Raw genomic sequence first — 25,715 nt, 5'->3', positions numbered from 1 at the left:
CCCGGGCGCGGGGCCGGGGCCCGGGCGCGGCCCCGGGCGGGGGCCCCCCCGGGGGCCCCCCCCCCCCCCGCGGGGGGGGGGGGGGGGGCCCCCCCCCCCCCCCCACAGCTCACGCGTCTTCCGTCTGCTTCGCTGCCGCGTCGATGGCCGACAGCGACTTCCGAACCTGGTTGCGGTCCGTCGTGAACCAGAAGTCGGGCAGTGACGCCTTCAGGTAACCCCCGTACCGGGCCGTCGCCAGACGCTGGTCGAGGACGGCGACCACCCCGCGGTCGCCCGACGCCCGTACGAGACGGCCGGCGCCCTGGGCCATGAGGAGTGCCGCATGGGTGGCGGCGACCGCCATGAAGCCGTTGCCGCCCGCGTCCTCGACGGCCTTCTGGCGGGCGCTCATCAGGGGGTCGTCAGGGCGCGGGAACGGAATCTTGTCCATGACGACCAGCTGGCAGCTGGGACCCGGGACATCCACGCCCTGCCAGAGCGACAGCGTGCCGAAGAGGCACGTCTTCGGATCGGCCGCGAAGTTCTTGATCAGCTCGCCGAGTGTCTCCTCGCCCTGCAGGAGGATCGGGAACTCCGGGATCCGGGAGCGCAGCTCCTCGGCGGCCAGCTGGGCGCCCCGCATCGAGGAGAACAGGCCGAGGGTGCGGCCACCCGCCGCCTGGATCAGCTCCGTGAGCTCGTCGAGCATGTCCGCGCGATCGCCGTCCCGCGCGGGACGCGCCAGGTGCTTGGCGACGTACAGGATGCCCTGCTTGCGGTAGTCGAAGGGCGAGCCGACGTCGATGCCCTTCCACTGCGGAACATCGTCGCCTTCGGTGCCCTCGGGGGCGAGGCCCAGGGAGGCGCCGACGCCGTTGAAGTCGCCACCCAGCTTCAGCGTCGCCGACGTCAGGACCACGGAGCGGTCCGCGAAGAGCTTTTCCCGCAGCAGTCCGGAGACGGACATGGGGGCGACCCGCAGGGAGGCACCGAACCGGTCGTGGCGCTCGTACCAGACCACGTCCCACTCGGAGCCGTTCGTGATGCGCTCCGCCACGTCGTGCACGTTCTCCACGGAGGCGAGGGCCTGCTTGCGGACGGCGTCCTCGTCCTGGACGGACTTGTCGCGGGTCGCGCCGATCCCCGAGATGACGGTGCGACACGCGTCGCGCAGCGCCATGAGGGCATACCCGAGGTCCTCGGGAATCTCCTCCAGACGGCCCGGCAGCGCCAGCTCCATCAGCCGTTCGAAACCCTCTGCGGCGGTCTGGAGCTGGTCGGCCGCCTTCTCGTTGACGAGTTTCGCGGCACGGCGCACGGCGCGGTTGACCTGGCCGGGCGTGAGCTCGCCGGTGGCGACTCCGGTGACCCGGGAGACCAGTTCGTGCGCCTCGTCGACGATCAGCACCTCGTGCTGCGGGAGGACAGGGGCGCCTTCGATGGCGTCGATCGCGAGCAGCGCGTGGTTGGTGACGACGACCTCGGCGAGCTTGGCCCGCTCGCGGGCCATCTCGGCGAAGCACTCGGCGCCGTAAGCGCATTTCGAGGCACCCAGGCACTCCCTCGACGACACCGACACCTGCGCCCAGGCCCGGTCCGAGATGCCGGGCGTGAGGTCGTCACGGTCGCCGGTCTCGGTTTCGTCGACCCAGTCACGCACCCGCAGCAGATCCTGACCCAGCTTGCTGGTGGGCGCGGCGGCCTCGAACTGGTCGAAGAGACCCTCTTCCTCGTCCTGCGGGACGCCTTCGTGCAGCCGGTGCAGGCAGAGGTAGTTCGACCGGCCCTTGAGCATCGCGAATTCCGGACGCCGGCGCAGCAGAGGGTGCAGCGACTCGACGGTTCTCGGCAGGTCGCGCTCCACCAGCTGGCGCTGCAGGGCCAGGGTGGCGGTCGCGACGACCACCCGCTCGCCGTGCGCCAGCGCGGGCACCAGGTAACCCAGCGACTTGCCGGTACCGGTGCCGGCCTGGACCAGCAGGTGGGAGCCGTCGTCGATCGCTTCCTCGACGGCTTCGGCCATGGCCACCTGGCCGGGGCGCTCCGTACCGCCGACGGCAGTGACGGCAGCATGCAGGAGTTCGGGGAGTGAGGGCTTCGTCATAGCGCGACCACCCTACGACCCTGCACTGACAAACGGGTGATCAAGGCGCGGGCGGGGGACGGGATCAAGACCATGGGCTCCTGGAGGATGTGCGGGTGGACGGGTTGCCGTGTGGCCGAGGTCGTGGCGAAGCCGCTCAAAGATTCGCGCGGCAGATGGGAACTGCGGCGGCACGGGCTGCGTTCAATGGGTGATGGCGCGGTGACACAGCGCTACCGAAGGGGCCGGAGTGATCGGTCTCGGACCATGAGGGCGGCCCGCTTGACGGGCAGGTCGACCTCGGCGGAGAACCGGAAGCCGGCGGTCAGGAAAGCGGCGATGGAGGGGGTGTTGCGAATGTCGGGTTCCGCGATGACGCGTGCGCAGGAGGGCCGCTGCGCGAGAACGAGATCGGCCACGGCCCGGAGCAGCAGACCGCCGAGGCCACGCCCCCGGTCCGCGACCGCACCGACCAGGAGGTGGATTCCTGTGTCATGAGGCCGGGCCGGGTAGTGACGGGCCAGCGGGTCGAGATCCGCCCGATAGATCTCCCAGTAGCTCATCGGTGTTTCGTCCAGTACGCCGACGCACGGCACGCTGCGCCCGTCACCGGCGAGCTGGGTCCGCAGGTGGTCCTCGGCCACGTCCCGCGGTCCGGACAACTCCCAGAACGCCGCGGCTGCGGGGTCGTTCATCCAACGGCTGATGAGCGAGAGGTCTCGTTCGATGCGCGCGGGGACGAGGCGGAACACACCTGCGGGCGTGTCGGCCGGGCCCCATTCGGCGACGCGGTCAAGGAGGTCGTCGGGGGATTCGTCGTGATGGGGGACGGCGAAGGGCCGGGACGGGTCACCCGGCGGGGCGGTGGGAACGGAAGGTTGCGCCGCGTCCTCGTCCCGCCTCCGGACTCCTCCCAGACCGTCAGGTGCATCGACCGCCTGAACTGTGTCGGCCGCAACGAGCGCGCTGAGCTCGTCCGGGAGCCGCAGGTCCATGGTGTCCTCGCTGTGCGCGCCCGCGCGGGCCGGATGCCCGCCGGACTCTGCGCCGGGAGCCGATACGGATCCGCTACCGGCACCGGAGACGGCACGGTGCCCGTTTCTGTAAGCCACGTCAGCCATGACAGGGGCGGTGATACCGGTCGCGGTGACTGGGTCGGAGGGAGGCACCGAACGCTCCTCTCGGAAGGGGGTGGGGCATGTGCTCAGGGACGATGAAGGAGGTCAGTCGTGGTCGGTATCGATCAGGGTGATCAGGAGCGCAGGGGGTTGGCGATGGTCACGTAGACGGACTGGCCGTCGACAGGGCCGACGAGTTCGTCGAGACCGTGCAGCCGGGTCAGCAGGTTGGCCTTGCAGCGCAGGACGGGTGAGTCGAGCAGCCGGGCGGGCAGCGAGGTCCGCAGCCGGGCCGGACCGGAGCCCGCGGTTCCGAGGAAACGGCGGAAGGCGGCGAGCAGCAGCCGCTCGTCGGCCAGCCCTTGGGAGCCGAACGCGCCGATGAGGCCGAACACGTTGTTGACCACCAGGTAGTACACGAGTCGCTCGTCGGTGACGTCGTCGCCTACGAACGTGTCGCTCCGCTCTCCGATCCCGGGCAACCGGGCGTCGAGGTCCGCTCGCCGGGACTCGCGGAAGTAGTAGCCCTGGTTGTCGCGGTATCGGCCTCCCGTGGGCCAGCCGTCTGCGTCCAGCAGAAGCAGGGTGTTCTGCTGGTGTGCTTCCAGGGCGATGCCGGCCTCGCCGTCCAGCCAGAGGACGGGGCGCACCACATGAGCGAGGTAGCGCAGGAACCACTCGGCGGCGACGGCTCCCCGGGGGCGGCCGGTGCGCCGGGCGAGACGCGTGACGACCTCGGCCAGCCGGGACCGCAGGGACGGGTCGAGCTTGGCCGGGTGGTCTGGCGAGCTCTCCGGCACGGTCGGCGCGGGCGGGCGCGGGGAGACGAGGCCTGCGACACAGGAGACATCGTCCGGGGAGTTGAACGGGTTGTGGCGGATCACCACGTCCAGTCCGGGCACCGGGGCTCCGTCGGGTGTGTCGACGGCGAGCCAGGCGGGGTCCCGAACGATGTCGAAGTCCGGGTGCACGGCCTGCCACTGCTGCGCGAGGCCGCTGCGGAGCAGGCGGTGGACCTCGACGCCACGGTGGAGTTCCTTGCGGAGGTTCTCACGGCGGGAGTTGGTGATGCGCAGGCCCAGCGAGAGCTTGAGCATCGCGGGGGCATGGGGGCGGTAGACGGTTCGTACGGAGGAGGTGGGATGCCAGTGAGGGCCGCTGCTGCCGAGGTCACGGAGCAGTCCGGCATCGAGCAGGGCAGCGGTATCGGGACGGTGCCGGATCTCGTGTGCCTGCCAGGGGTGCAGGGGCAGCAGGGCGTACCCGTCCGGCAACACCGGTGTGGAGCCGGCGAGGCGGGTGGTGAGCCGGGGGGCTGCGACAGGGCGGCCGCGTTCGGTCCAGGAGGAGTCGGTGACGAGGACGGAGGGAGCGACAGCCATCCAGTGCAAAGGGAAGGAGCCTCGCGACTCGGGCGAGTACAGGGCTGCCTGTACCTCGGATAGACCGTCGCGGCTCTTCGGGGTCGGGTGCAGGGGGTGTCCGAGGAGGAGTGCCTGCTCCGCGGACAGGAAGAGGTCGGGGCCGTCGGCCGGTCGTTCCCGGCGGGCGGTGATGAAGCCGGCGACCCGTCGGAGGGAGTCGGCAACGCCCGCGATGAGCTCGGTGCCCTCGTTGAAGCCGGTGGTGGTCGAGTTGGGCGTGGCCATGGGGAAGGAGTCGTGTGCGCGGTTGCCACCGGAGCCGTCTGCGGACATCTCCCGGCTGAGTAGAACGGCGAGTGTCAGGGCATCGACCGGTGGGGCGCAGTCGGGAGCGCCGGCCAGACGAGGAGCGCCGAAGCGGTGCCAGCCCGTCGGAGACCAGTAACGGACCGGGGCGAGCAGGGCTGCGCCGCTGGCGGGAAGGGGGATGCGCAGGATGCCGTCGGCGAGGGCGGACTGGTTGGTCTCGCGTGCCCAGCAGCGGAGCAGATTCTCCGTGGCGGCGACCTGGGCGACGGTGTGCGGATCGGGATCCGTCAGGGGGTCGGGGCCATGGCCCTCGGTCAGACCCTGGGCGGGTTTCGCCATCGGCCGCTGATGAGGGACCCGCGGGTTCGGTGACATCCCCGATGGCCGGGCGCCGACGGAGCCTTGTGCAGGCGTCGGGGTGGGCGAGTCGGGGTGAGGGTGGGGGGTGGTGTTCACGGCGGGTACCTCATGGACTGGTCCGGATCATGCGGGTGAGGGTTGAGTGGGTCGAGGAGACTCACTCGGGCGTTGCTGCCCGGCGCGCGGGCTGTGGTCGTGCGGCGCTGGGGCGTCCGGGATTGTGGTCGTGCGGGGCTGTGGTCGTGCGGCGCTGGGGCGTCCGGGGCTGTGGTCGTGCGGGTCGCGAGCGTGCGAGGCTGTGGTCGTCCGGGGCTGTGGTCGTGCGGGTCGCGAGCGTGCGGGCTCATGGCGCGCCAGGCTGGCAGACAGGCGGCTGACCGCCAGACGACTGCCTGACAGACGACTGGCAGGCAGACCGCGGCAGGCAGACGGCTGGGCGCCAGGCGCTGGGGCGGGCAGACGGCTGAGGGAGACGCCTCACAGGCGGGCACCGATGCGGACTCCGGTGTGGAACGGCGGCCAGCCGTAGAAGCTCACTGCGGCTCAGGGGGCGACTGCCGGGCCACCCCCACGGCATCGGGCCGCCGTCCGGACCGCGTCGGCCAGGCGGTCCATTACGGCGGCCGCTTGTTCATCGGTAAGGGTCAGTGGCGGCAGCAGCTGCACGACGCTCGTGTGACGGCCGCCGAGTCCGACGATGAGGCCCCGCCGCAGGCACTCCTGCTGGATCGCAGCGGCCAGTCCGGGGGCGGCCGGCAGGGGGTGGCGTCCGCTGGGCGGCATCACCGATGCCGCCACGCCGCCCTCCGCAGCTCCCGGAGCGCCCGAAAAGCCGGAGTCCCCCTCCGCCTCCGGATCCACCAGCTCGACACCGATCATCAGCCCCCGCCCCCGCACGTCCCCCACGCACGCGAACTCCGAGGTGAGTTGCTGCAATTGGCCCAGCATGCGCTCCCCCAGTGTCGCCGCGCGCTCGGCGAGGGCATTCTCGCGGACGTGGGCGAGGGTCGCCGTGCCGGCGGCCATGGCCAGCTGGTTGCCGGGGAAGGTGCCGACGGGGGCGCCGGATTCCCCGGTGTCGAGGTCGTCGCGGTAGACCACGACGGCCAGCGGCAGGCTGCCGCCGATGGCCTTGGAGAGAATCATCACGTCGGGGGTCACACCGCTGTGCTCCACCGCCCAGAAAGCACCGGTCCGGCCCACGCCGGTCTGGATCTCGTCGACGATCAGCGGGATGGACCGGTCGGCGGTGAGCTGTCGCATGCGCCGCAGCCAGGTGTGCGGTGCGGGGATCACCCCGCCCTCACTCTGGACGGGCTCGACGATCATCCCGGCGGGCAGCGGAACTTCGGGCCCGGGGTCGTCGAGGAGGGACTCGGTCCAGCGGGCGGCGAGGTCGGCGCCGCGCTCGCCCCCGACGCCGAAGGGGCAGCGGTAGTCCTGCGGGTAGGGCAGACGGGCGACCGGCATGTCCGGGGTGTCCGCGGAGGTGCCGCCGAGTGCCCTGCCGGTAGTACCGCGGCCGGAGCCGGTGAACGCCAGGAGGCAGGTCCGACCGGTCGCCGCGCGTACCATCGCGTAGGCGGTCTGGACGGCTTCGCTGCCGGCCGGTCCGCAGAACCGCACGCGTGCCCGCTCGGCGAGGCCTGCCGGCAGGGTGCGATACAGCTCGGTGAGGAAGGCGTCCTTCGCGGGTGTCGCCAGATCGAGGGCGTTCAAGGGTGCGCCGGAGTCGAGCACCTTGCGGATGGCCTCCAGGACGACCGGGTGGTTGTGGCCGAGGGCGAGAGTGCCGGCGCCGGAGAGGCAGTCCAGGTAGCGGCGGCCGTCCGCGCCCTCGATGGTCAGTCCCCTCGCCCGCACCGGAACGATCGGCAGGGCGCGGGCGTAGGTCCGGGCGGCGGGTTCGCGCGCGGCTTGGCGGCGCAGGATCGCCTCGGGCCCGTTGCGCGGGGCGAGTGCGGTGGCTTCGGCTCCGCCGGGGAGGGATTTCACCTGCGTACGCCCCACAGCCGCCTCCTCTGACGCACAACCGCCATGGGTGGATTCCGCCACGACTTCCCTGACCTCCCACTGGGCACGGGCACAGAGGGCCGCGCACGGACAGCAGGCCCCCCACCGCTACCAACCCCGGATCACTCACCGGGTTACGGGTTGCCTCAAGATCCTTTCCGTGACGGAACTGTTGCGGGCCCGTCGGATCGCTCTCACAGCCACCGCATAGTGTGTGGTGCCGTTCCCGGACACCGTGCGGTCGTCCCGAACGTCCCGTGTGACAGCGGGAATCGGGGCCGAAGTGCCGGTTCGTCCATGTTCGTTCCGTATCAGGGGGAGTCAGATCATGCGATCCATACGACCGTCGTCCCATGCCGGCCGAGGGGGGAGGGCGGGTCGCAGGAACTCCCCCATGTTGGCCGCCGTGGCCCTCGCCTCGGCGCTGGCGCTGACCGCCACCGCCTGCGAGTCGGGCGATGCCACGGCGGGCGGTGGGGCCTCCGCGTCGGCCACCCCCTCCGACGACGGCAAGCTCAGGCTCCCGGACGACATCAGGGACCGGCTCCGTGAGCACGGGATCGACGTCGACAAGTGGAAGAACGGCGCCTGGAAGAACTGGGACCGGGACGACTGGCTGCGCGAGGCAAACGAGTACGTCAACCCGATCATCGAGGGGCTCTGGAACCCGGACCGTATGCGGGAGGCCGAGGAACCCGACCAGGGTGTCGACGACAGCGACCTCTCCGGTGACCAGGGCGTGACCGATCCGACGCCCGAGCCCGTCGAGGCGCAGGCCGTGCCGCCGTCGTACCACGCCAACGCCCCGACGGCCGGGAAGGTGTTCTTCGACTCTCCCAAGGGCTCGGCCGTCTGCTCGGCGACCGTGGTGAAGGACCCGGCGCACCCCGGCAAGTCCAACCTGGTGTGGACGGCGGGCCACTGCGTGCACGCGGGCAAGAAGGGCGGCTGGTACCGCAACATCGCTTTCGTGCCGTCGTACAACGACGACGGCAGGCCGGTGGAGGAGCTGGAGAACGCCACCCGTGAGGACGTCGCTCCCTACGGTGTCTGGTGGGGCGACTGGGCGCAGACCTCGGACCAGTGGATCGAGCAGGGCGGTTCGACGGGCGGCGACGGCGCGCCGTACGACTTCGCGGTCATCCATGTGACGCCGGAGAAGGGCAGTGGCGGCAAGTCGCTGGAGGAGATGGTCGGTTCGGCGCTGCCGGTCGACTTCAAGGCGCCCGCGGTGCCGCAGGTGAAGAGCGTTACGGCGATCGGCTACCCGGCCGCGCCGCCCTACGACGGGCAGAAGCTGTATCGGTGCCAGGACCGGCCCGGGCGGCTGTCGGTCACCGCGTCGGATCCGACGATGTACCGCGTCGGCTGCACGATGACCGGCGGTTCGTCGGGCGGCGGCTGGCTCGCGACCGGCTCGGACGGCAAGCCGGCGCTGGTGTCCAACACCTCCATCGGCCCGGTGACATCGGGCTGGCTGGCCGGACCGCGCCTGGGCGGCGTGGCCAAGGGCGTGTACGACTCGGTGAGCAAGAAGTTCGCCGGCCGGTGACGGCCGGTTGAACGCGCCGTCGGTGGGGCGACGTCCCCTCGGCCTTCACCGCCCCACCCCGGTACGCCCTCAACTCCACGGGCATAGTGGGGAGTCGCGCGGGGACGCCGATGCCCACGTCCATGGCATGCGCACGTAGCGCCCGCCCATAGCACCAGCACAGCGCCAGATTCGTACAACGGGGGTCATCGCACCATGCGTTCCACACGTACGCCCGCACCAGGGCGCGGGCGGCGCACCGTCCTCGCTGCCGCCGGGCTCGTCGCCGCCCTGGCTCTCACCGCGACCGCCTGCGGCGGTTCCGCGGACTCGGCGAGCGACACGCCCGACGCCACCTCCTCACAGGCCGCCGCGGAGGACAGCGGCAGCGGCGGCGGCAAGATCCCGGCCGATCTAGCGGGCAAGCTCAAAGAGCACGGGATCGACGTCGGCCGCTGGAAGGACGGCGGCTGGAAGGACTGGGACAAGGACAAGTGGCTCGGTGACGCCAAGGACTTCGTCAACCCGGTGATCGAGGGCCTCTGGAAGCCGGAGCGGATGCAGTCCGCCGAGGAGGCCGACAAGACGGTCACGACGAAGGACGCGTCGGCAGGCCAGGGCGTCAGCGACCCGGATCCGGCTCCTGTCCGGGCGCAGGCCGAGAACACGCCGTACCACCGCAACGCGGCGCCCGTCGGCAAGGTCTTCTTCGACTCCCCCGACGGCCCGGCCGTCTGTTCCGGCACGGTCGTCAAGGACGTCAACCATCCGGGCAAGTCCAACCTGGTGTGGACGGCGGGTCACTGCGTGCACGCCGGCGGCAACGGCGGCTGGTACCGCAACATCATGTTCGTCCCGGCCTACAACGACCTCGGCAAGTCCGAGGCGGAGGTCAGCAACGCGAACCCGACCGAGGCCGCCCCCTACGGCAACTGGTGGGCGAACTGGGCCTCGACCTCGAACCAGTGGATCCAGGGCGGTTCGGAGAGCGGCGGTGACGGAGCCGCGTACGACTACGCCGTGCTGCACGTGAAGCCGGAGCAGGGCGCCAAGTCCCTGGAGGAGACGGTCGGCGCCGCGCTGGACGTGGACTTCTCCGCCCCGTCCGCGGCCGAGGCCGCCAAGATGGGCGCCTGGGGCTACCCGGCCGCGCCGCCCTACAACGGCGAGAAGATGTTCAAGTGCATCGACGTCCCCGGCCGGTTCTCACTCAGCCCGTCCCTGCCGACGATGTACCGCATCGGCTGCGACATGACCGGCGGTTCGTCCGGGGGCGGCTGGTTCCGGGTCCTGAACGGCAAGTCGGTGCTGGTCTCCAACACCTCGATCGGCCCGGCCGACAACACCTGGCTGGCCGGTCCCCGGCTGGGCCGCGACGCCGAAGCGCTCTACCAGAACATGAGCAAGACGTACGGCGGTAAGTGACCGCATGCTGAAGGCCCGCTCCCCGGCAACAGGGGGCGGGCCTTCTCGCGGTCGGGCGAGCCGGCTCAGGCGGGTCTCAGAGCACCAACCAGGTCGGGCTCAGAACGCCGGCCCGTCCTGCTCAGAGCGCCGGCGCCGGAACGTACGGCGTGAGTTCCGCCGCCAGTTCCTCGTGCACCCGCACCTTGAGCAGGGTGCCCTCCGGGGTGTGCTCCTCGGAGATCACCTCGCCCTCGTCATGGGCACGGGCGACCAGCTTGCCGTGCGTGTACGGCACGAGCGCCTCGATCTCGACCGACGGGCGCGGCAGCTCGTTGTCGATGAGCGCGAGCAGCTCCTGAATGCCCTGGCCCGTGCGGGCCGAGACGGCGATGGACCGCTTCTCGACGCGCAGCAGCCGCTGGAGCGTCAGCGGGTCGGCCGCGTCCGCCTTGTTGATCACAACGATCTCGGGCACGTCGGTGGCGCCGACGTCCCGGACCACCTCGCGCACGGCGGCCAGCTGCTCCTCCGGGAACGGGTGCGAACCGTCCACCACGTGCAGGATCAGGTCGGACTCGCCGACCTCCTCCATCGTGGAGCGGAACGCCTCGACCAGGTGGTGGGGCAGATGGCGCACGAACCCGACCGTGTCGGCCAGCGTGTACAGCCGTCCGCTCGGGGTCTCAGCCCGGCGCACGGTCGGGTCGAGGGTCGCGAACAGGGCGTTCTCGACCAGCACGCCCGCGCCCGTGAGGCGGTTGAGCAGCGAGGACTTGCCGGCGTTGGTGTAGCCCGCGATGGCGACGGACGGCACCTTGTGGCGCTTGCGCTCCTGGCGCTTGATCTCGCGGCCGGTCTTCATGTCCGCGATCTCCCGGCGCATCTTCGCCATCTTCTCGCGGATCCGGCGCCGGTCCGTCTCGATCTTGGTCTCACCGGGACCGCGGGTCGCGAGGCCGCCGCCCTTGCCGCCGCCCATCTGCCGGGAGAGCGACTGACCCCAGCCGCGCAGTCGCGGCAGCATGTACTGCATCTGCGCGAGAGCGACCTGCGCCTTGCCCTCTCGGGACTTGGCGTGCTGGGCGAAGATGTCGAGGATCAGGGCCGTCCGGTCGATGACCTTGACCTTGACGACGTCTTCGAGGTGGATCAGCTGGCCGGGGCTGAGCTCACCGTCGCAGATGACGGTGTCCGCGCCCGTATCGACGACGATGTCGCGCAGTTCCTCGGCCTTGCCGGAGCCGATGTACGTGGCCGCGTCGGGCTTGTCGCGACGCTGGGTAACGCCGTCGAGCACCAGCGCGCCGGCCGTCTCCGCGAGGGCGGCGAGCTCCGCGAGGGAGTTCTCCGCGTCCTGCACGGTTCCCGAGGTCCAGACACCGACGAGGACGACCCGCTCCAGACGGAGCTGGCGGTACTCGACCTCGGTGACGTCCTCGAGCTCGGTGGAGAGGCCCACCACACGGCGCAGAGCCGCGCGGTCGGAGCGGTCGAACTGGTCGCCGTCCCGCTCTCCGTCGATCTCGTGGCTCCAGGCGACGTCCTCTTCCATCAGGGCATCGGCCCGAAAACCCTCGGGGTGGCTGTGCTCGAAGCGCTTGGAGTCCTGGGAAAAGGAAGAAGAGGAGGTCATTGGATCCTTACGTGGGTGGGAAGCCGTTCACTGTGTGCAACGCGCGGGTGGTCCGGGAGATTCCCGGCACCCCGTACCGCGCCGACCTGAAGATGTTCGCACGGCACGGGGCGTCTCGTCACTGTGTTATCGGGCGGGCGTCCATGCCGCTCGACCCGGCCTCGCCCAAACCTGCGACCTGGCTGCCTGGGCCTGCGGCTTCGTTGCCGGGGCTTGCGGCTTCGTTGCCGACGTCTGCGGTTTCGCTGCCGACGTCTGCGGTTTCATGGTCGGTGTCTGCGGCTTCGCGGGCGTCTCCGGCTTCCAGTCCGGGTGCCCCGGCATCGGAGGGGTTTTCTCGCCGTACAGCCAGTCCTGGAAGAAGCCGTCGAGGTCACGCCCGGAGATCTCGGCGGCGAGCCGGACGAAGTCCTCCGTGGTGGCCGTGTCGTCCTGATGGCGGACGACCCAGGCGCGTTCCAGGCGTTCGAAGGCCGGGCGGCCGATCTCCTGGCGCAGGGCGTACAGGACGAGCGCGGCCCCGTCGTAGACGTTGGGCCGGAAGATGCCGGTCTTGCGGGCGGGGTCCGGGGCCTTGGGGGCGGCGGGGGGCCCGCCGGCGGCTCGCCAGCGGTCGGAGGCACCGTAGGCGGCCTTCATCCGGTCGCGCATCGGCTTGCCGGCCTGCTCCTCGGCGTACAGCGCCTCGTACCAGGTGGCGTGCCCCTCATTGAGCCACAGATCGGACCAGGTGCGGGGGGTGACACTGTTGCCGAACCACTGGTGGGCCACCTCGTGCACCATGATCGACTCGACGTACCACGGAGGGTAGACCGGCTCGGTGAAGAGTTCCCGTTCGAAGAGCGAGAGCGTCTGGGTCTCCAGTTCGAAGCCGGTGGAGGCGTCGGCCACGAGCAGGCCGTACGTCTCGAAGGGGTAGCGGCCGACCTTGCTCTCCATCCAGGCGATCTGGCCGGGGGTCTTCTCCAGCCAGGGTTCGAGCGCCTCGCGGTGACGGGTCGGGACGACGTCCCGTACGGGAAGGCCGTGGGGGCCGGTGCGGTGCAGCACCGTGGAGCGGCCGATGGACACCTGGGCGAGTTCGGTGGCCATGGGGTGCTGGGTGCGGAAGGTCCGGGTCGTCGACCCGCCGAACTTCTCCACTCCGGCGGGCAGACCGTTGGCGACGGCCGTGTGACCGTCGGGCGCGGTCACACGGAAGGTGAACATCGCCTTGTCGGAGGGGTGGTCGTTGCAGGGGAACACCAGGTGCGCCGCGTCGGCCTGGTTGGCCATGGCGAGGCCGTCCGCCGTGCGTACCCAGCCGCCCTCGCGCCCCTTGCCGGGCACGGGATCGCTGGTGTGCCGCACGGTGATCCGCATCCAGTTGCCGTCCGACACCGAGTCCTCGGGTGTGACCACCAGGTCCTCGCCCGCAAAGCGGAACTCCGCGGGGTCGCCGTCGACCTCGACCGACTCGACCGTGCCGTGGGCGAAGTCCAGGTTGACGCGGTCCAGGTCGGCGGTCGTCCAGGCGTCGATGGTGGTGACGGCCCGCAGCGGCTCGCTGTTGTTGCCCGGATAGGTGAAGGCCAGGTCGTACGACGCGACGTCGTAGCCCGGATTACCGAGGTTCGGGAAGAGGCGGTCGCCGACGCCGAGCGGGACGGCGGGGGTGCTCGCGGCGACGAGGCAGACGGAGACGGCCGAGGTGAGCAGGGCGGCCGCGGTCCGGCGACGGGTGGGGGTGGTGGCCTGGCTGTGGGGGGTCAGGAGCATGCCCCACGGCTATCAGCGCGCGGGTGAGCGGCGGGGACGGCGCGCTTTCGTCCCACCCGAACCGGGGACCGCGGCCTGCGCCGGGTGCCGCCCCCGGCCACCCTGGCGGCGCGCCGGGAAGCCGTCCTGCAAGCCTCAGCGAGGCCGCCCGAGGCAGTCCTGCAGCCTCAGCGAGGCCAACCCAGGGCAGTCCTGCAAGCCTCAACGAGGCCACCCGGAGGCCGCCCGCCCGGGCCGCTCAGCCGCCCTGCGGCTGCGGCTGGGCCCGGCTGACGTCGTACACCCCGGCGACATTGCGCATCGCCCGCATCAGGGCGGGCAGGTGACCGGCGTCCGGGAGCTGCACCGTGTAGGTGTGCCGCACCTGCTGCTGGGTCGGGGGCTCGACGGTCGCCGAGACGATCTCGGCGCCCTCGGAGGCCATGGCCTCGGTGAGGTCGGCCAGCAAATGGGGACGGACGAACGATTCGGCGACCAGCGTGACCCGGCACTCGGCGGTCTCTCCCCAGCGCACGCCGACCTCCGCGCGCCCCCCGTCCTTCATGCGCGCCACCGCGGCGCACTCCACGCGGTGCACGGTGACCGCCCCTCCGCGTACGGCGAAGCCGGTGATCTCGTCGGGCGGTACGGGCGTGCAGCAGCGGGCGAGCCGGACGGTCGCTCCCGGCAGGTCGGCGAGGACGTGACCGGTGGCGGGGCGGCCGGCGGGCTGCTCGGAGGTCCCGTCCGGGACGGGCACGTCGGCGGGCCGGCGCGCTGTCCGGTCCTCGGCGATCCGCGCCTCGCTCTGCTGGGACTCCGCCTGCGCCGGATGTGCGGTCAGCCATCGCTGGATGGCGATCCGGGCCGCAGGTGTGTGGGCGTGCTCCAGCCACTCCCGGGAGGGCTCCGACGCCGGGTCCTGGCCCATGAGGAGCTGGACGGTGTCGCCGTCCGTCAGGACGGTGCTCAGCGTCGCCAGGCGGCCGTTCACCCGGGCGCCGATACAGGCGTGCGCGTCCTCGCCGTACTGCGCGTAGGCGGCGTCCACGCAGGTCGCGCCCTCGGGCAGGCCGAGCGTGCCGCCGTCGGGCCGGAAGACGGTGATCTCGCGGTCCTGGGCGAGGTCCTCGCGCAGGGTCGACCAGAAGTGGTCGGGGTCGGGCGCCGCCTCCTGCCAGTCGAGGAGCCGGGAGAGCCACCCCGGGCGGGTGGGGTCGACGCGCTCGCCGTCGGCCGGGTCGTCGGGGGCCGGTGCGTACGGGTTGCCGAGGGCGACGACGCCGGCCTCGGCGACCTTGTGCATCTGATGCGTGCGGATGAGGACCTCGACGACCTGGCCGTCCTCGCGCGCCACGGCCGTGTGCAGCGACTGGTAGAGGTTGAACTTCGGTACGGCGATGAAGTCCTTGAACTCGGAGACCACCGGCTTCAAGCACGTGTGCAGTTCGCCCAGGACGCCGTAGCAGTCCGCGTCCTCGTTCACCAGGACCAGGACGCGGCCGAAGTCGGAGCCGCGGAGCCGGCCGCGTTTGCGCGAGACGCGGTGCACCGAGACGAAGTGGCGGGGCCGGATGAGGACTTCGGCCGGGATGTCCGACTCGCGCAGCACACCGCGCACCTCGTCGGCGACCTCGGCGAGCGGGTCGTCCGTGCGGGCCGCGTTGCGGACGATCAACTCCCTGGTGTGCGCGTACTCCTCGGGATGCAGGATCGCGAAGACCAGGTCCTCCAGCTCGGTTTTGAGCGCTTGGACGCCGAGCCGCTCGGCGAGCGGGATGAGCACGTCACGTGTCACCTTCGCGATGCGCTCCTGCTTCTCGGGGCGCATGACGCCGAGGGTGCGCATGTTGTGCAGCCGGTCGGCGAGTTTGATCGACATGACGCGGACGTCGTTGCCGGTGGCGACGAGCATCTTGCGGAAGGTCTCGGGTTCGGCGGCGGCGCCGTAGTCGACCTTCTCCAGCTTGGTGACGCCGTCGACGAGGTAGCGGACCTCCTCGCCGAACTGGTCGCGGACCTGGTCGAGGGTCACGTCCGTGTCCTCGACGGTGTCGTGCAGCAGGGACGCGGTCAACGTCGTGGTCTCGGCGCCGAGTTCGGCCAGGATCAGGGTCACGGCGAGCGGGTGCGTGATGTACGGCTCGCCGCTCTTGCGCATCTGGCCGCGGTGCGAGGACTCGGCCAGGACGTAGGCGTGGCGCAGGGGTTCGAGGTCCGCGTCGGGATGATGGGCGCGGTGGGCCTCGACGACATGGCTGATGGCGTCGGGCAGCCGGCCACGGGCGGCGGGGCCGAGCAGGGCCGCGCGGCCGAGGCGGCGCAGGTCGATCCGGGGGCGGGCCTTTCTGCGGGGGGCTGTCGGCGTCACCGGTCCTGACACCGCGCCCGGCATCGGGCCTGGGGTCACGGAATTCGTGGCCTCCGCACTCATGGGCACCTCCGGCTGCGTCAACCGGCGGACGGGTGCCTCAGAGCGGACATGGCTCAGGAGGCGGCTTCGGTCCCCCGTCCGGGCCGGTGCTTGATGCTACCGAGCCCACCATGCCCGACTGACCGCCTCTCGCCGAGCGTGAAACTGATCACCCATTCGAGGGACGAATGTGAGGTTTGTACCCTCGTAGGTCACGACCTGCACCATGCGAATCTCGCCAAGTGGCCGGATTCCAGCGGTGGTTTCGGGTCGGCCGACCGAAGGTGCGCGGGTGTTTCGGGACGACCGGTTCCGGCTCACGCTGACGTGACGGCATCCAGCCAGTCCGTGTCGATCTCGCCCTCGGCCACGATCACGGCCGGGCCGGTCATCTCGATCTCGCCGCCAGGCCGCTCGGTGATCACCAGCGTGCCGCCGGGGACGTCAACGGTGTAGGTCACGGGGGTGCCGGTGGCCGTCGGGTCGGCGCCGTCGCGGCGGGCGGTGGCCACGGCGACCGCGCACGCGCCCGTGCCGCACGAGCGGGTCTCACCGGAGCCACGCTCGTGCACACGCAGCGCGACGTGCCCGGGGCCGCGGTCGGCCACGAACTCGACGTTCACACCGTCCGGGTAGGCGGCGGCCGGGCTGAAGGGGGGCGGGGAGAGCAGGTCACCCGCGTGCGCCAGGTCGTCCACGAAAGCGACCGCGTGCGGGTTGCCCATGTTGACGTTCCGCGCGGGCCAGCTGCGCTCGCCGACGCTCACCGTGACGTCGCCGTCCGGGAGCACCGCTCGGCCCATGCCGACGGTCACATCGCCGTTCTTGGCGAGGTGCACGGTCTTCACTCCCCCGCGCGTGGCGACCGCGAGGTCTCCCTCGGTGACGTGACCGGCGCGCTGGAGGTAGCGCGCGAACACCCGCACGCCGTTGCCGCACATCTCCGCGATCGAGCCGTCGCCGTTGCGGTAGTCCATGAACCACTCCGCCTCGGCCGCCATCTCCTCGGCCTCCGGGTGGGCGGCGGAGCGCACGACGTGCAGCAGCCCGTCACCGCCGATGCCCGCGCGCCGGTCGCACAGGGCGGCGACGGCGGCCGGGGGCAGGCCGATGGTGTTCTCGGGGTCCGGGACGATCACGAAGTCGTTCTCGGTGCCGTGACCCTTGAGGAAGGCGATCCGCGTGCTCATGCCTCGATCGTAAGGGCTGCCTGCGACAGCGCCCCTGCGCGGCCACGACGGGGCCCCTACCCGGCTACGTCAGCGGTCCTCCGCGCCTGCGACAGCACATCGGCGCTCGTATCGCGCGATCAGCGCAGCCGCGCCACGCGCCACACGGCGAGGACCACCACGAGGGCCACGACCAGGGCGTACGCGAGGGCGACCCGCCAGTCGGGTCTGCGGCCGGAGCCGCGAGCCGGCAGGCCCGGCCAGGTGTAGCCGACGCGACGGGCGGCCATCATGCCCCAGCCGGCCGCACACGAGCAGATCAGCAGGCCCAGCATGGCGATGACGGCCCCGCTGTCGCCGAAGTCGAAGGCGAGCGGGAAGGCGAACATCAGGGAGCCGAGTGCCGCGAGACCCACGATGGGGGCCAGCTGCCAGATGTGGAGCCGGCGCTGCGGACGCAGCTCGACCTCGACCTCGTCGGCGAACATCTCGCCGGGCTCGGGACCGTCGTCCGTCACGCCCTGCGACTCGTCGGGCCCGTCGGAGCTGAGGTGGTCCGCCTCCTGCTCGGGTGCGGCGTCGGGCCCCGGCTCATCCCGCTCGGCGGTGATGTGATCGGTGCTCGGTGCGGTGTCGCGAGGGCCGGCCTCCATCGCCACGCGCCCTCCCAACTAGGACTCAACTCGGTCGATCGAAGCTCGATGATGGCACGCCGCCGAAGGACCGGATGACGGCCTGGGCATCCCGATGCCATGACGTGATCAGGCTGTAACCGGTCGTTCGACCAAGGACAGCGCGAGCTGCGGAAGTTCTGCGAGATCGGCTGCCGCCCCACTCAACCAGTGCACCCGCGGGTCGCGCCTGAACCATGAATCCTGGCGGCGCGCGAAGCGCTTGGTGGCACGGACGGTCTCGGTCCGCGCTTCCTCGAGGGTGCACTCCCCCGCGAGCGCCGCGAGCACCTGCTGGTAGCCGAGCGCGCGCGAGGCCGTACGCCCTTCACGCAACCCCTGCGCCTGAAGTGCGCTCACCTCGTCCACGAGGCCGGCGTCCCACATCCGGTCGACCCGCCGCGCGATGCGCTCGTCGAGCTCGGGGCGGGCCACGTCGACGCCGATCTGAAGGGTGTCGTACACCGAGTCATGGCCGGGGAGGTTGGCCGTGAACGGTTTGCCGGTGATCTCGATCACCTCCAGGGCGCGGACGACCCGGCGGCCGTTGCTCGGCAGGATCGCGCGGGCGGCCTCGGGGTCGGCGGCGGCCAGGCGGGCGTGCAGCGCGCCGGGGCCGCGCAGCGTGAGTTCCTCTTCCAGGCGGGCGCGGACCTCGGGGTCGGTGCCGGGGAACTCCAGGTTGTCGACGGCTCCGCGAACGTAGAGTCCGGAGCCGCCGACCAGGATCGGCCAGCGGCCCTCGGCGAGCAGGGCGTCGATCCGTTCCCGGGCCAGGCGCTGGTACTCGGCGACGGACGCCGTGACGGTCACGTCCCAGATGTCCAGCAGGTGGTGGGGGACGCCGTCACGCTCCTCGGGCGTCAGCTTGGCGGTGCCGATGTCCATCCCTCGGTAGAGCTGCATGGAGTCGGCGTTGACGACCTCGCCGCCGAGACGCTGGGCCAGGAAGACGCCCAGATCGGACTTTCCGGCCGCAGTAGGTCCGACGACGGCGATGACGCGGGGGGCGGGGAGTGCACTGCTCACCGCCCCAGTCTCGCAAACCTAGAACCCTGGTCTCGAACGAGTTACGTGACGCCACGGCCGCGGGGTCGTTGCCCGTTGCGAGGTTCCTGCCGCCGGATCGCAGAGGCGGTGGCCCGGGCCGCGCAAACTGACGCACCGGGCAACGCGGGATTTCGCCCGCACGAGTAACGTATGGAGTGGATATGGGCGTTTTTGCACGACTTCTCCGGCGGTCGAAGGCCACGGCGGAGACGCCTGCAGCCGAGGCTGAGACCGATACGGCGAAGGCCGGGACCGAGGATGAGGCGGCCGAGGCCGCGGAGGCCAAGGGCACCGACGGAGCCGGGGAAGCGGCGGATCCGGCCGGTGAGGCCGCTGCCGAAGTCACCGAGTCCGAAGCCGTCGACATCCCCAAGCAGCAGTCCACCGAGAAGGCGGCCGACAACGAGGCCGGCGAGGGTGCCCGTACGTGACCGCCCCGCGCGAGGGAAGGTGAGTCATGGGTCTCCTGCACAACGTGAAGGCGAAGCTGGGCCCGGCGAAGGGCAAGGTCTCGGACCTCGCACAGCGGCACGAGGACAAGATCCACCACGGTCTCGACAAGGCCGCGCAGGCCGTCGACAAGAGCACCAAGGGCAAGTACAGCGACAGGATCCAGTCGGGCACGGGCAGGGCCAAGGGCGCCATGGGCCGCCTCGCGCACCAGGGCGAGAGTGGACCGGGCGGGGGTGGCACGACACCGCCGCCGGGCACCGGTGCCGTGCCGCCGGAGGCGGGCCGCACGGCGCCGCCGCGGGACCCGGGTGGCCCCACGCCGCCGGACGACACGCCACCGCCCGCTTCCTGACGCGGACATCGGCACTCTGAAGGGCACATCGGCGGACGGCCGCGGAGCACCGGCTCCCGGCCGTCCCCGCCGTTTCTCTTGTCTGTCTGTTCGCTTGTCTGTCTGTTCGCTTGTCTGTCTGTTCGCTGCCTATCGGCCTACCGGCCTGCCGTCCGCGCTACGACCAGCTGGCCACGATGTATCCCACGCCGTAGGGAGCGTCCTCGTAGAGCAGCGATCCGCCGAGGTCCGCGCCCTCGGCCGCGCCCGCCAGGACCTGCCAGGGGGCCCGGCCGGACACCTTCAGCTCGTGGGCCAGCCCGGTGTCCAGCGCGGTGAGTGCGGCCACGTCCGCCGCGCCGAGCGCCCGTGCGACGTCCGCGTCGAACGGGGCCGCCCGTTCGTCCAGATAGCCCGGGGCCTTGAGCGTCCGGCACGCGCTGGCGTCACCCATCACCAGCAGGGCAACTCGCTCGTCCCGGGCGGCGATGTCCCTACCGGTCCGCGCGCACAGCCCGGGCGGGTACGACTCCCCCACCCCGAGTCCCTCGACCGGGGCGTCGGACCACCCGGTCCGCTCCAGCAGCCAGGCGGCCACCGCCAGCGCGTAAGGCAGTCGCGGTAGCGGGTTCGCGCCCTCGGCCGCTCCAAGACGTACAGCGAGGTCGACGCCGAAGCCCCGGAACGACCCGGCCGCTCCCTCCGGGTACATCTCGGGCCCGGGGCCGTCCACAGGGCCTACGACCACGAGCCGGCCGGGCCGGGCGGCGGTGAGTACGCCCAGCGCGTCCGTGCAGGCGTTCCGCGCGGCGTCCAGTTCCGGGGCGGCGCCCTGGGCGACCTCGGGGACCAGCAGGGGCGGGCAGGGGCAGACTGCGGCGGCGACAAGCATGATCGGCAGGGTAACTCTCAGGGGCGGCTGCCACCGCACAGGGCGGCAGCGGTCCGGTTCAGTCGCAGCCGCACCCGCTCGCCACGGCCGGCAGGGGCTCGGGGGCGCCGATCTTCGGCAGTCCCAGCATCACACCGACGGGCGTGGCCTTCTCGGCCGCGTTCCGATTCTCCCAGGCGTCGCCCGCGCGTGTACGCCGCACGTCCAGCACGGGGCCCTCGGCCAGGAGGTGGTGCGGGGCGGCGTAGGTGATCTCGACCGTGACCACGTCGCCGGGGCGGACCTCCTGGTCCGGCTTGGTGAAGTGGACCAGGCGGTTGTCGGGGGCGCGGCCGGACAGGCGGTGGGTGGTGTCGTCCTTGCGGCCCTCGCCCTCGGCGACCATCAGCTCCAGGGTGCGGCCGACCTGCTTCTTGTTCTCCTCCCAGGAGATCTCCTCCTGGAGGGCGACGAGCCGCTGGTAGCGCTCCTGGACGACCTTCTTGGGGATCTGGCCATCCATGTCGGCGGCCGGGGTGCCGGGGCGCTTGGAGTACTGGAAGGTGAAGGCCTGGGCGAAGCGGGCCTCGCGCGCCACGTGCAGCGTCTGCTCGAAGTCCTCCTCGGTCTCGCCGGGGAAGCCCACGATGATGTCCGTGCTGATCGCGGCGTGCGGGATGGCGGCGCGGACCTTCTCGATGATCCCCAGGAAGCGCTCCTGGCGGTAGGAGCGGCGCATCGCCTTCAGGACCGGGTCGGAGCCGGACTGGAGCGGCATGTGCAGCTGCGGCATCACGTTCGGCGTCTCGGCCATGGCGGCGATGACGTCGTCGGTGAAGTCGCGCGGGTGCGGGGAGGTGAAGCGGACGCGCTCCAGCCCTTCGATCTTTCCGCAGGCCCGCAGCAGCTTGCTGAAGGCCTCACGGTCGCCGATGTCCGAGCCGTACGCGTTGACGTTCTGCCCGAGCAGCGTGATCTCGGAGACGCCCTCGGCGACCAGGGCCTCGATCTCGGCGAGGATGTCGCCGGGGCGGCGGTCCTTCTCCTTGCCGCGCAGGGCCGGGACGATGCAGAAGGTACAGGTGTTGTTGCAGCCGACGGAGATGGAGACCCAGGCCGCATAGGCGCTCTCGCGGCGGGTGGGCAACGTCGAGGGGAACGCCTCCAGCGACTCGGCGATCTCGACCTGTGCCTCGTCCTGCACGCGCGCGCGTTCCAGCAGGACGGGCAGCTTGCCGATGTTGTGCGTGCCGAAGACGACGTCCACCCAGGGCGCCCGCTTCACGATGGTGTCGCGGTCCTTCTGCGCCAGACAGCCGCCGACCGCGATCTGCATGCCGGGGCGGCTCGCCTTCTTCGGGGCGAGGTGGCCGAGGTTGCCGTACAGCTTGTTGTCGGCGTTCTCACGCACGGCGCAGGTGTTGAAGACGACGACGTCCGCCTCGTCGGCGCCCTCGGGGGCGCGGACGTAGCCCGCGTCCTCCAGCAGTCCGGACAACCGCTCGGAGTCGTGGACGTTCATCTGGCACCCGTAGGTGCGTACCTCGTATGTGCGCGTGCCGCCCACTGACTGGCTCCGGTCGATGCTGCTCATGGGGACAAGGGTAGGCGGTCGGCGATGGTGGCCCGGCCGCCTGTGGACAACCACCCCGTACCGGCCTCAGGGCTCGATGAGTCCGGCCCTGATCGCGTAGCGGGTCAGCTCCAGGCGGTCGCGCATGCCGAGCTTCTGGAGCAGGTTGGCACGGTGGCGCTCGACCGTTTTGGCGCTGATGAAGAGCAGTTCGCCGATCTCCTTCGAGGTGTGGCCCTCGGCGACGAGCTTGAGGATCTCCTCCTCGCGTTCGGTGATGGCCCTCTCCGGCAGGCCGTCGCCCCGGTGCAGCCGCTCCAGGTAGGAGCGGACGAGGGCGCGTTCGGCGCCCGGGTAGATGAACGGCTCGTCCCGCACGGCCGCCCGGCAGGCCTCGACCAGGTCACGGTCGGCGACGGACTTGAGGACGTAGCCGCTGGCTCCGGCTCTGAGCGCTTCGAAGAAGTACTCCTCGTTGTCGTACATCGTCAGGATCAGGATGTGCAGGCCGGGCAGTCGGCGGGAGAGTTCCCGGGCCGCCTGGAGGCCGGTCATCCGCGGCATGGCCACGTCCAGGACGGCGAGGTCGACGGCGGTCTCGCGGGCGCGTGCGACGGCCTCGGCCCCGTCGCCGGCCTCGGCGACGACCGTCAGGTCCGGTTCCCCGTCCAGGATGAGGCGCACGCCCCGGCGGACGAGGGTGTGGTCGTCGGCGAGCAGGACGCGGATCGGTGTGGACATCAGCTGGATCCTTCTGTCGCCGGTACGCGCTCTGTCACCGGTATGCGCAGCCGTATCTCGGTGCCGCCGCCCGGAGCCGGTTCCAGGGTCAGGGCGGCGCCGATCAGCAGGGCGCGTTCGCGCATGCCCGTGATGCCGGCGCCCTCGGGGGCGTGACCGACGCCCGTGCCGTTGTCCCGTACGAGGAGTTCGACGCCGCCGGGCACCGGCCGGAGGCGGAGTTCGGCGCGGTCGGCGGCGGCGTGCCGGGCGGTGTTGGTCAGCCCCTCCTGGGCGACCCGGTAGACGACGAGTTCCGCTTCCGGGGTCAGGGTGGGGAGATCGCCGGTCACGTGGTGGCGCACGGTCAGCCCGTGGGTGGTGAACTCGCCGCTGAGCGACCGCAGCGCGCTCGCCAGCCCGAGTTCCTCCAGGACGCCGGGGCGCAGCCGGCGGGCGATCCGGCGGATCTCGTCCAGGCCGGCCCGGGTCGCTTCCTGCGCCTGGCCCACCTCCTCGCGAAGGTCCTCGGGCGCCCGGTCGGCGACGCGCTTGAGCTGGAGGAGGACGGCGGTCAGGGTCTGCCCGACCTCGTCGTGGAGCTCCCGCGCGATACGGTGCCGTTCGCTCTCCTGTGCGGACAGCGCCCGGGCTGCGCCCGTGGCCCGCTCGGCCTCCAGCCGGTCGAGCATCGTGTTGTACGTCATGATCAGCCCGGCCGTCTCAGCCGGTCCCGCGACCACCGGCCGGGAGCCCGGACGCAGCAGGTCCGCGGTGGCCATGGCCCGGTCCAGTCGCTGCAGGGGCACCAGGCCGAACCGCAGCACGAGCGCGTTGCCGGCGAGCAGCATCACCAGGCCGGCGAACAGGACGAGGGCCTCGCCCGCGAGGACGGGGGTGGACACGGTGACCGGGCCGAGCAGCAACGCCGTGGCCACGACCAGACCGGCGGCGTTGAGCGAGAAGATCCGCCAGAACAACGACACGCTTCCGGATCCGCTCCTTCCCGTCTTCGCACCAGGCACCGCCCCCTCCACCCTCTCCGGCGGCCGGCCGCTGCGTATATCCGTCACGACACCCATGTCGTCACCGTACGGCCGGATGGGAGCATGCGGACTTGACCCGTTCGGTGATCGCCACCGTTCAACAGGCCAACAAAGTACGACAAATAAGACGAACAAGGGGAAGTAACGTGTCAGCTCCGCGCCTGAGGGCGACGCCGCTGCCGGGTATCGGGGTCCAGTACGACCTGGAGACCCGGGAACACCGCCATCTGTCGGTGGTGGCGCACCGCGACGGCACGCGCACGGTGAACGTGTACCGGCCCGACGATCCCGATTCCTGCGCCCAGTCCCTGAAGCTGACCAGCTCGGAGGCGGGATCGCTGATCGACGCGCTGAAGCCGTCCCACCACAGCCCGAGCCTGCTGTACACCACGGATCTGGGGCTGGTCGCCGAGCGGATCGAGGTGGCCGCGACCTCGCGCTGGAACGGGCGGGTGCTGGGCGACATGCGGATGCGGACGGAGACGGGCGCCTCGGTGGTGGCCGTGCTGCGCCGGGCCGAGGCCATCCCGTCACCCACGCCGGATTTCCGGCTGGCCGGCGGCGACACTCTGATCGTCGTCGGGACCCGTGAGGGTGTCGACGCGGCGGCGACCATCCTCGAGCGGGAGTGAGCCGTTGCACTCCGCGGTTCTGCTCATCGAGTTCGGTTCCATCATTCTCGGCCTCGGCCTGCTGGGCCGGTTCGCCGGCCGCTTCCAGCTCTCGCCGATACCCCTGTACCTCCTGGCCGGTCTCGCCTTCGGTGAAGGCGGTCTGCTGCCGCTGGGGGCGAGCGAGGAGTTCGTCGCCACCGGCGCGGAGATCGGCGTCATCCTGCTGCTGCTGATGCTGGGCCTGGAATACACGGCGACCGACCTGGTCTCCAACCTCAAGACCCACTACCCCTCCGGTCTGGTCGACTGCGCCCTGAACGCGCTGCCCGGCGCTGCCGTGGCGCTACTGCTCGGCTGGGGTCCGGTGGCCGCCGTCGTACTGGCCGGTGTCACGTGGATCTCGTCGTCCGGTGTGATCGCGAAGGTGCTCGGCGACCTGGGCCGGGTCGGCAACCGGGAGACGCCGGTGATCCTCAGCGTGCTGGTGCTGGAGGATCTGGCGATGGCGGTGTACCTGCCCATCGTCACGGCGCTGGTGGCGGGCGTCGGGCTGATGGCCGGGAGCGTGACCCTGGCGATCGCGCTGGGCGCGGCCGGGCTCGTGCTGTTCGTGGCCGTGCGCTACGGCAGGCTCATCTCGCGGTTCGTCTCCAGCGACGACCCGGAGAAGCTGCTGCTGGTCGTGCTGGGCCTGACGATCCTGGTCGCGGGTGTCGCGCAGCAGCTCCAGGTGTCGGCGGCGGTGGGGGCCTTCCTGGTGGGCATCGCGCTCTCGGGAGAGGTGGCGGAGGGCGCGCACACCCTGCTGAGCCCCCTGCGTGACCTGTTCGCGGCGGTCTTCTTCGTCTTCTTCGGGCTGCACACCGACCCGTCGAGCATCCCGCCCGTCCTGCTGCCCGCCCTCGCGCTGGCCGTCGTCACCGCGCTGACGAAGATCGCCACCGGATACTGGGCGGCCCGGCGAGCCGGGATCTCGGTGAAAGGCCGCTGGCGGGCGGGCGGCGCGCTGGTGGCCCGTGGTGAGTTCTCCATCGTCATCGCCGGCCTTGCGGTCGCGGCGGGTGTCGAACCGTCCCTCGGCCCCCTGGCCACGGCCTACGTCCTGATCCTGGTGGTCCTGGGCCCGCTCACCGCGCGCTACACCGAGCCGGTGGCGACCTGGTGGGCCCGGCGCCGCGAGCCCAGCCGCCCGGAGCCCGCGCCCCGGACGACCGAGGCCGAGGCACCGGTCGCCGACTGAGGAGGGGTGGGCCGGGCGACCCGGAGC

Annotated in this window: 20 protein-coding genes; 6 read left to right on the top strand and 14 right to left on the bottom strand. The window is 71.4% G+C overall.

All coding sequences use genetic code 11. The features are described from left to right. Positions 1-109 precede the first annotated feature (109 nt). From ACFY9S_RS22435 to ACFY9S_RS22420, 4 genes are all read right to left on the bottom strand, one after another. A complete protein-coding gene (locus ACFY9S_RS22435) occupies positions 110-2,086 on the bottom strand; it encodes a helicase C-terminal domain-containing protein (RefSeq protein WP_391131309.1) in 1,977 nt (658 codons plus the stop codon). 212 nt (positions 2,087-2,298) lie between these two features. Continuing rightward, complete coding sequence (locus ACFY9S_RS22430; protein ID WP_391131308.1) at positions 2,299-3,234, bottom strand: GNAT family N-acetyltransferase; 936 nt, start codon at positions 3,232-3,234, stop codon at positions 2,299-2,301. 83 nt (positions 3,235-3,317) lie between these two features. After that, complete coding sequence (locus ACFY9S_RS22425) at positions 3,318-5,195, bottom strand: IucA/IucC family protein (RefSeq protein WP_391131306.1); 1,878 nt, start codon at positions 5,193-5,195, stop codon at positions 3,318-3,320. Positions 5,196-5,759: 564 nt separating this feature from the next. Continuing rightward, complete coding sequence (locus ACFY9S_RS22420) at positions 5,760-7,226, bottom strand: aminotransferase class III-fold pyridoxal phosphate-dependent enzyme (protein ID WP_391131304.1); 1,467 nt, start codon at positions 7,224-7,226, stop codon at positions 5,760-5,762. Positions 7,227-7,557: 331 nt separating this feature from the next. Here ACFY9S_RS22420 and ACFY9S_RS22415 point away from each other — a divergent pair, with 331 nt between their 5' ends. Both ACFY9S_RS22415 and ACFY9S_RS22410 read left to right on the top strand, forming a co-directional pair. After that, positions 7,558-8,781: a trypsin-like serine peptidase gene (locus ACFY9S_RS22415; protein ID WP_391131302.1), complete on the top strand. Its 1,224-nt coding sequence runs from the start codon at positions 7,558-7,560 to the stop codon at positions 8,779-8,781. Between the two features lie 195 nt (positions 8,782-8,976). Next, entirely contained in the window at positions 8,977-10,185 is a 1,209-nt protein-coding gene (locus ACFY9S_RS22410; protein WP_391131300.1) for a trypsin-like serine peptidase, read from the top strand. 121 nt (positions 10,186-10,306) lie between these two features. On the opposite strand, the gene hflX is transcribed toward ACFY9S_RS22410, so the two are convergent. The 6 genes from hflX to miaA all read right to left on the bottom strand — a co-directional run bounded on the left by hflX (position 10,307) and on the right by miaA (position 18,819). Beyond that, positions 10,307-11,800 carry a GTPase HflX gene (gene hflX, locus ACFY9S_RS22405; protein WP_391131298.1) on the bottom strand — a complete coding sequence of 498 codons (1,494 nt, stop codon included), beginning with the start codon at positions 11,798-11,800 and terminating at the stop codon, positions 10,307-10,309. A 126-nt stretch (positions 11,801-11,926) separates the two neighbouring features. Continuing rightward, positions 11,927-13,558 (bottom strand): M1 family aminopeptidase, encoded by a 1,632-nt coding sequence (locus ACFY9S_RS22400; protein ID WP_391131296.1) that lies wholly within the window; start codon positions 13,556-13,558, stop codon positions 11,927-11,929. A gap of 238 nt (positions 13,559-13,796) precedes the next feature. Further along, positions 13,797-15,971 carry an HD domain-containing protein gene (locus ACFY9S_RS22395; RefSeq protein ID WP_391131294.1) on the bottom strand — a complete coding sequence of 725 codons (2,175 nt, stop codon included), beginning with the start codon at positions 15,969-15,971 and terminating at the stop codon, positions 13,797-13,799. A gap of 296 nt (positions 15,972-16,267) precedes the next feature. Further along, on the bottom strand, positions 16,268-17,140 hold the full coding sequence (dapF, locus tag ACFY9S_RS22390; RefSeq protein WP_391131292.1) for a diaminopimelate epimerase: 873 nt from the start codon (positions 17,138-17,140) through the stop codon (positions 16,268-16,270). Between the two features lie 119 nt (positions 17,141-17,259). Then, positions 17,260-17,772: a hypothetical protein gene (locus ACFY9S_RS22385; RefSeq protein ID WP_391131616.1), complete on the bottom strand. Its 513-nt coding sequence runs from the start codon at positions 17,770-17,772 to the stop codon at positions 17,260-17,262. Positions 17,773-17,880: 108 nt separating this feature from the next. Then, entirely contained in the window at positions 17,881-18,819 is a 939-nt protein-coding gene (miaA, locus tag ACFY9S_RS22380) for a tRNA (adenosine(37)-N6)-dimethylallyltransferase MiaA (RefSeq protein WP_391131290.1), read from the bottom strand. A gap of 182 nt (positions 18,820-19,001) precedes the next feature. Here miaA and ACFY9S_RS22375 point away from each other — a divergent pair, with 182 nt between their 5' ends. Together ACFY9S_RS22375 and ACFY9S_RS22370 are read left to right on the top strand one after the other, a co-directional pair. Next, positions 19,002-19,271, top strand: a complete 270-nt coding sequence (locus tag ACFY9S_RS22375) for a hypothetical protein (protein ID WP_391131288.1) — start codon at positions 19,002-19,004, stop codon at positions 19,269-19,271. Between the two features lie 26 nt (positions 19,272-19,297). Then, positions 19,298-19,645, top strand: a complete 348-nt coding sequence (locus ACFY9S_RS22370) for an Rv0909 family putative TA system antitoxin (protein ID WP_391131286.1) — start codon at positions 19,298-19,300, stop codon at positions 19,643-19,645. Between the two features lie 157 nt (positions 19,646-19,802). Here ACFY9S_RS22370 and ACFY9S_RS22365 read toward each other — a convergent pair whose 3' ends face one another. The 4 genes from ACFY9S_RS22365 to ACFY9S_RS22350 all read right to left on the bottom strand — a co-directional run bounded on the left by ACFY9S_RS22365 (position 19,803) and on the right by ACFY9S_RS22350 (position 23,774). After that, positions 19,803-20,516 (bottom strand): class III extradiol dioxygenase subunit B-like domain-containing protein, encoded by a 714-nt coding sequence (locus ACFY9S_RS22365; RefSeq protein WP_391131285.1) that lies wholly within the window; start codon positions 20,514-20,516, stop codon positions 19,803-19,805. 58 nt (positions 20,517-20,574) lie between these two features. Next, the gene (gene miaB / locus ACFY9S_RS22360) at positions 20,575-22,089 is read right to left on the bottom strand and encodes a tRNA (N6-isopentenyl adenosine(37)-C2)-methylthiotransferase MiaB (RefSeq protein WP_391131283.1); all 1,515 of its coding nucleotides are present in this window, start codon (positions 22,087-22,089) and stop codon (positions 20,575-20,577) included. 66 nt (positions 22,090-22,155) lie between these two features. Next, positions 22,156-22,809: a response regulator gene (locus tag ACFY9S_RS22355; protein WP_391131281.1), complete on the bottom strand. Its 654-nt coding sequence runs from the start codon at positions 22,807-22,809 to the stop codon at positions 22,156-22,158. Continuing rightward, positions 22,809-23,774, bottom strand: a complete 966-nt coding sequence (locus ACFY9S_RS22350; RefSeq protein WP_391131279.1) for a histidine kinase — start codon at positions 23,772-23,774, stop codon at positions 22,809-22,811. Before ACFY9S_RS22350 ends, ACFY9S_RS22355 begins: the two co-directional genes overlap by 1 nt. Before the next feature lie 206 nt (positions 23,775-23,980). Between ACFY9S_RS22350 and ACFY9S_RS22345 the strand changes: the two genes are divergently transcribed. Together ACFY9S_RS22345 and ACFY9S_RS22340 are read left to right on the top strand one after the other, a co-directional pair. Next, positions 23,981-24,466 carry a cation:proton antiporter regulatory subunit gene (locus ACFY9S_RS22345; protein ID WP_102912251.1) on the top strand — a complete coding sequence of 162 codons (486 nt, stop codon included), beginning with the start codon at positions 23,981-23,983 and terminating at the stop codon, positions 24,464-24,466. A gap of 4 nt (positions 24,467-24,470) precedes the next feature. Next, positions 24,471-25,688: a cation:proton antiporter gene (locus ACFY9S_RS22340; RefSeq protein ID WP_102912250.1), complete on the top strand. Its 1,218-nt coding sequence runs from the start codon at positions 24,471-24,473 to the stop codon at positions 25,686-25,688. The last annotated feature ends 27 nt before the right edge of the window (positions 25,689-25,715 follow it).

Source organism: Streptomyces sp. NPDC012474 (assembly GCF_042955185.1).
Lineage (GTDB): Bacteria > Actinomycetota > Actinomycetes > Streptomycetales > Streptomycetaceae > Streptomyces > Streptomyces cahuitamycinicus.
Note: the sequence above shows the minus strand (reverse complement) of the source record. Positions and strands in the feature narration are given on the sequence as shown.

What these genes read in the sequence shown, in the direction of transcription:
- ACFY9S_RS22370 (WP_391131286.1), top strand. Translation starts at nt 19,298, where the DNA reads ATGGGTCTCCTGCACAACGTGAAGGCGAAGCTGGGCCCGGCGAAGGGC.
- ACFY9S_RS22415 (WP_391131302.1), top strand. Translation starts at nt 7,558, where the DNA reads ATGCGATCCATACGACCGTCGTCCCATGCCGGCCGAGGGGGGAGGGCG.
- ACFY9S_RS22375 (WP_391131288.1), top strand. Translation starts at nt 19,002, where the DNA reads ATGGGCGTTTTTGCACGACTTCTCCGGCGGTCGAAGGCCACGGCGGAG.
- ACFY9S_RS22355 (WP_391131281.1), bottom strand. Translation starts at nt 22,809, where the DNA reads ATGTCCACACCGATCCGCGTCCTGCTCGCCGACGACCACACCCTCGTC.
- ACFY9S_RS22400 (WP_391131296.1), bottom strand. Translation starts at nt 13,558, where the DNA reads ATGCTCCTGACCCCCCACAGCCAGGCCACCACCCCCACCCGTCGCCGG.
- ACFY9S_RS22435 (WP_391131309.1), bottom strand. Translation starts at nt 2,086, where the DNA reads ATGACGAAGCCCTCACTCCCCGAACTCCTGCATGCTGCCGTCACTGCC.
- ACFY9S_RS22425 (WP_391131306.1), bottom strand. Translation starts at nt 5,195, where the DNA reads ATGGCGAAACCCGCCCAGGGTCTGACCGAGGGCCATGGCCCCGACCCC.
- ACFY9S_RS22410 (WP_391131300.1), top strand. Translation starts at nt 8,977, where the DNA reads ATGCGTTCCACACGTACGCCCGCACCAGGGCGCGGGCGGCGCACCGTC.
- hflX (WP_391131298.1), bottom strand. Translation starts at nt 11,800, where the DNA reads ATGACCTCCTCTTCTTCCTTTTCCCAGGACTCCAAGCGCTTCGAGCAC.
- miaB (WP_391131283.1), bottom strand. Translation starts at nt 22,089, where the DNA reads ATGAGCAGCATCGACCGGAGCCAGTCAGTGGGCGGCACGCGCACATAC.
- ACFY9S_RS22395 (WP_391131294.1), bottom strand. Translation starts at nt 15,971, where the DNA reads ATGAGTGCGGAGGCCACGAATTCCGTGACCCCAGGCCCGATGCCGGGC.
- dapF (WP_391131292.1), bottom strand. Translation starts at nt 17,140, where the DNA reads ATGAGCACGCGGATCGCCTTCCTCAAGGGTCACGGCACCGAGAACGAC.
- ACFY9S_RS22365 (WP_391131285.1), bottom strand. Translation starts at nt 20,516, where the DNA reads ATGCTTGTCGCCGCCGCAGTCTGCCCCTGCCCGCCCCTGCTGGTCCCC.
- ACFY9S_RS22385 (WP_391131616.1), bottom strand. Translation starts at nt 17,772, where the DNA reads ATGGAGGCCGGCCCTCGCGACACCGCACCGAGCACCGATCACATCACC.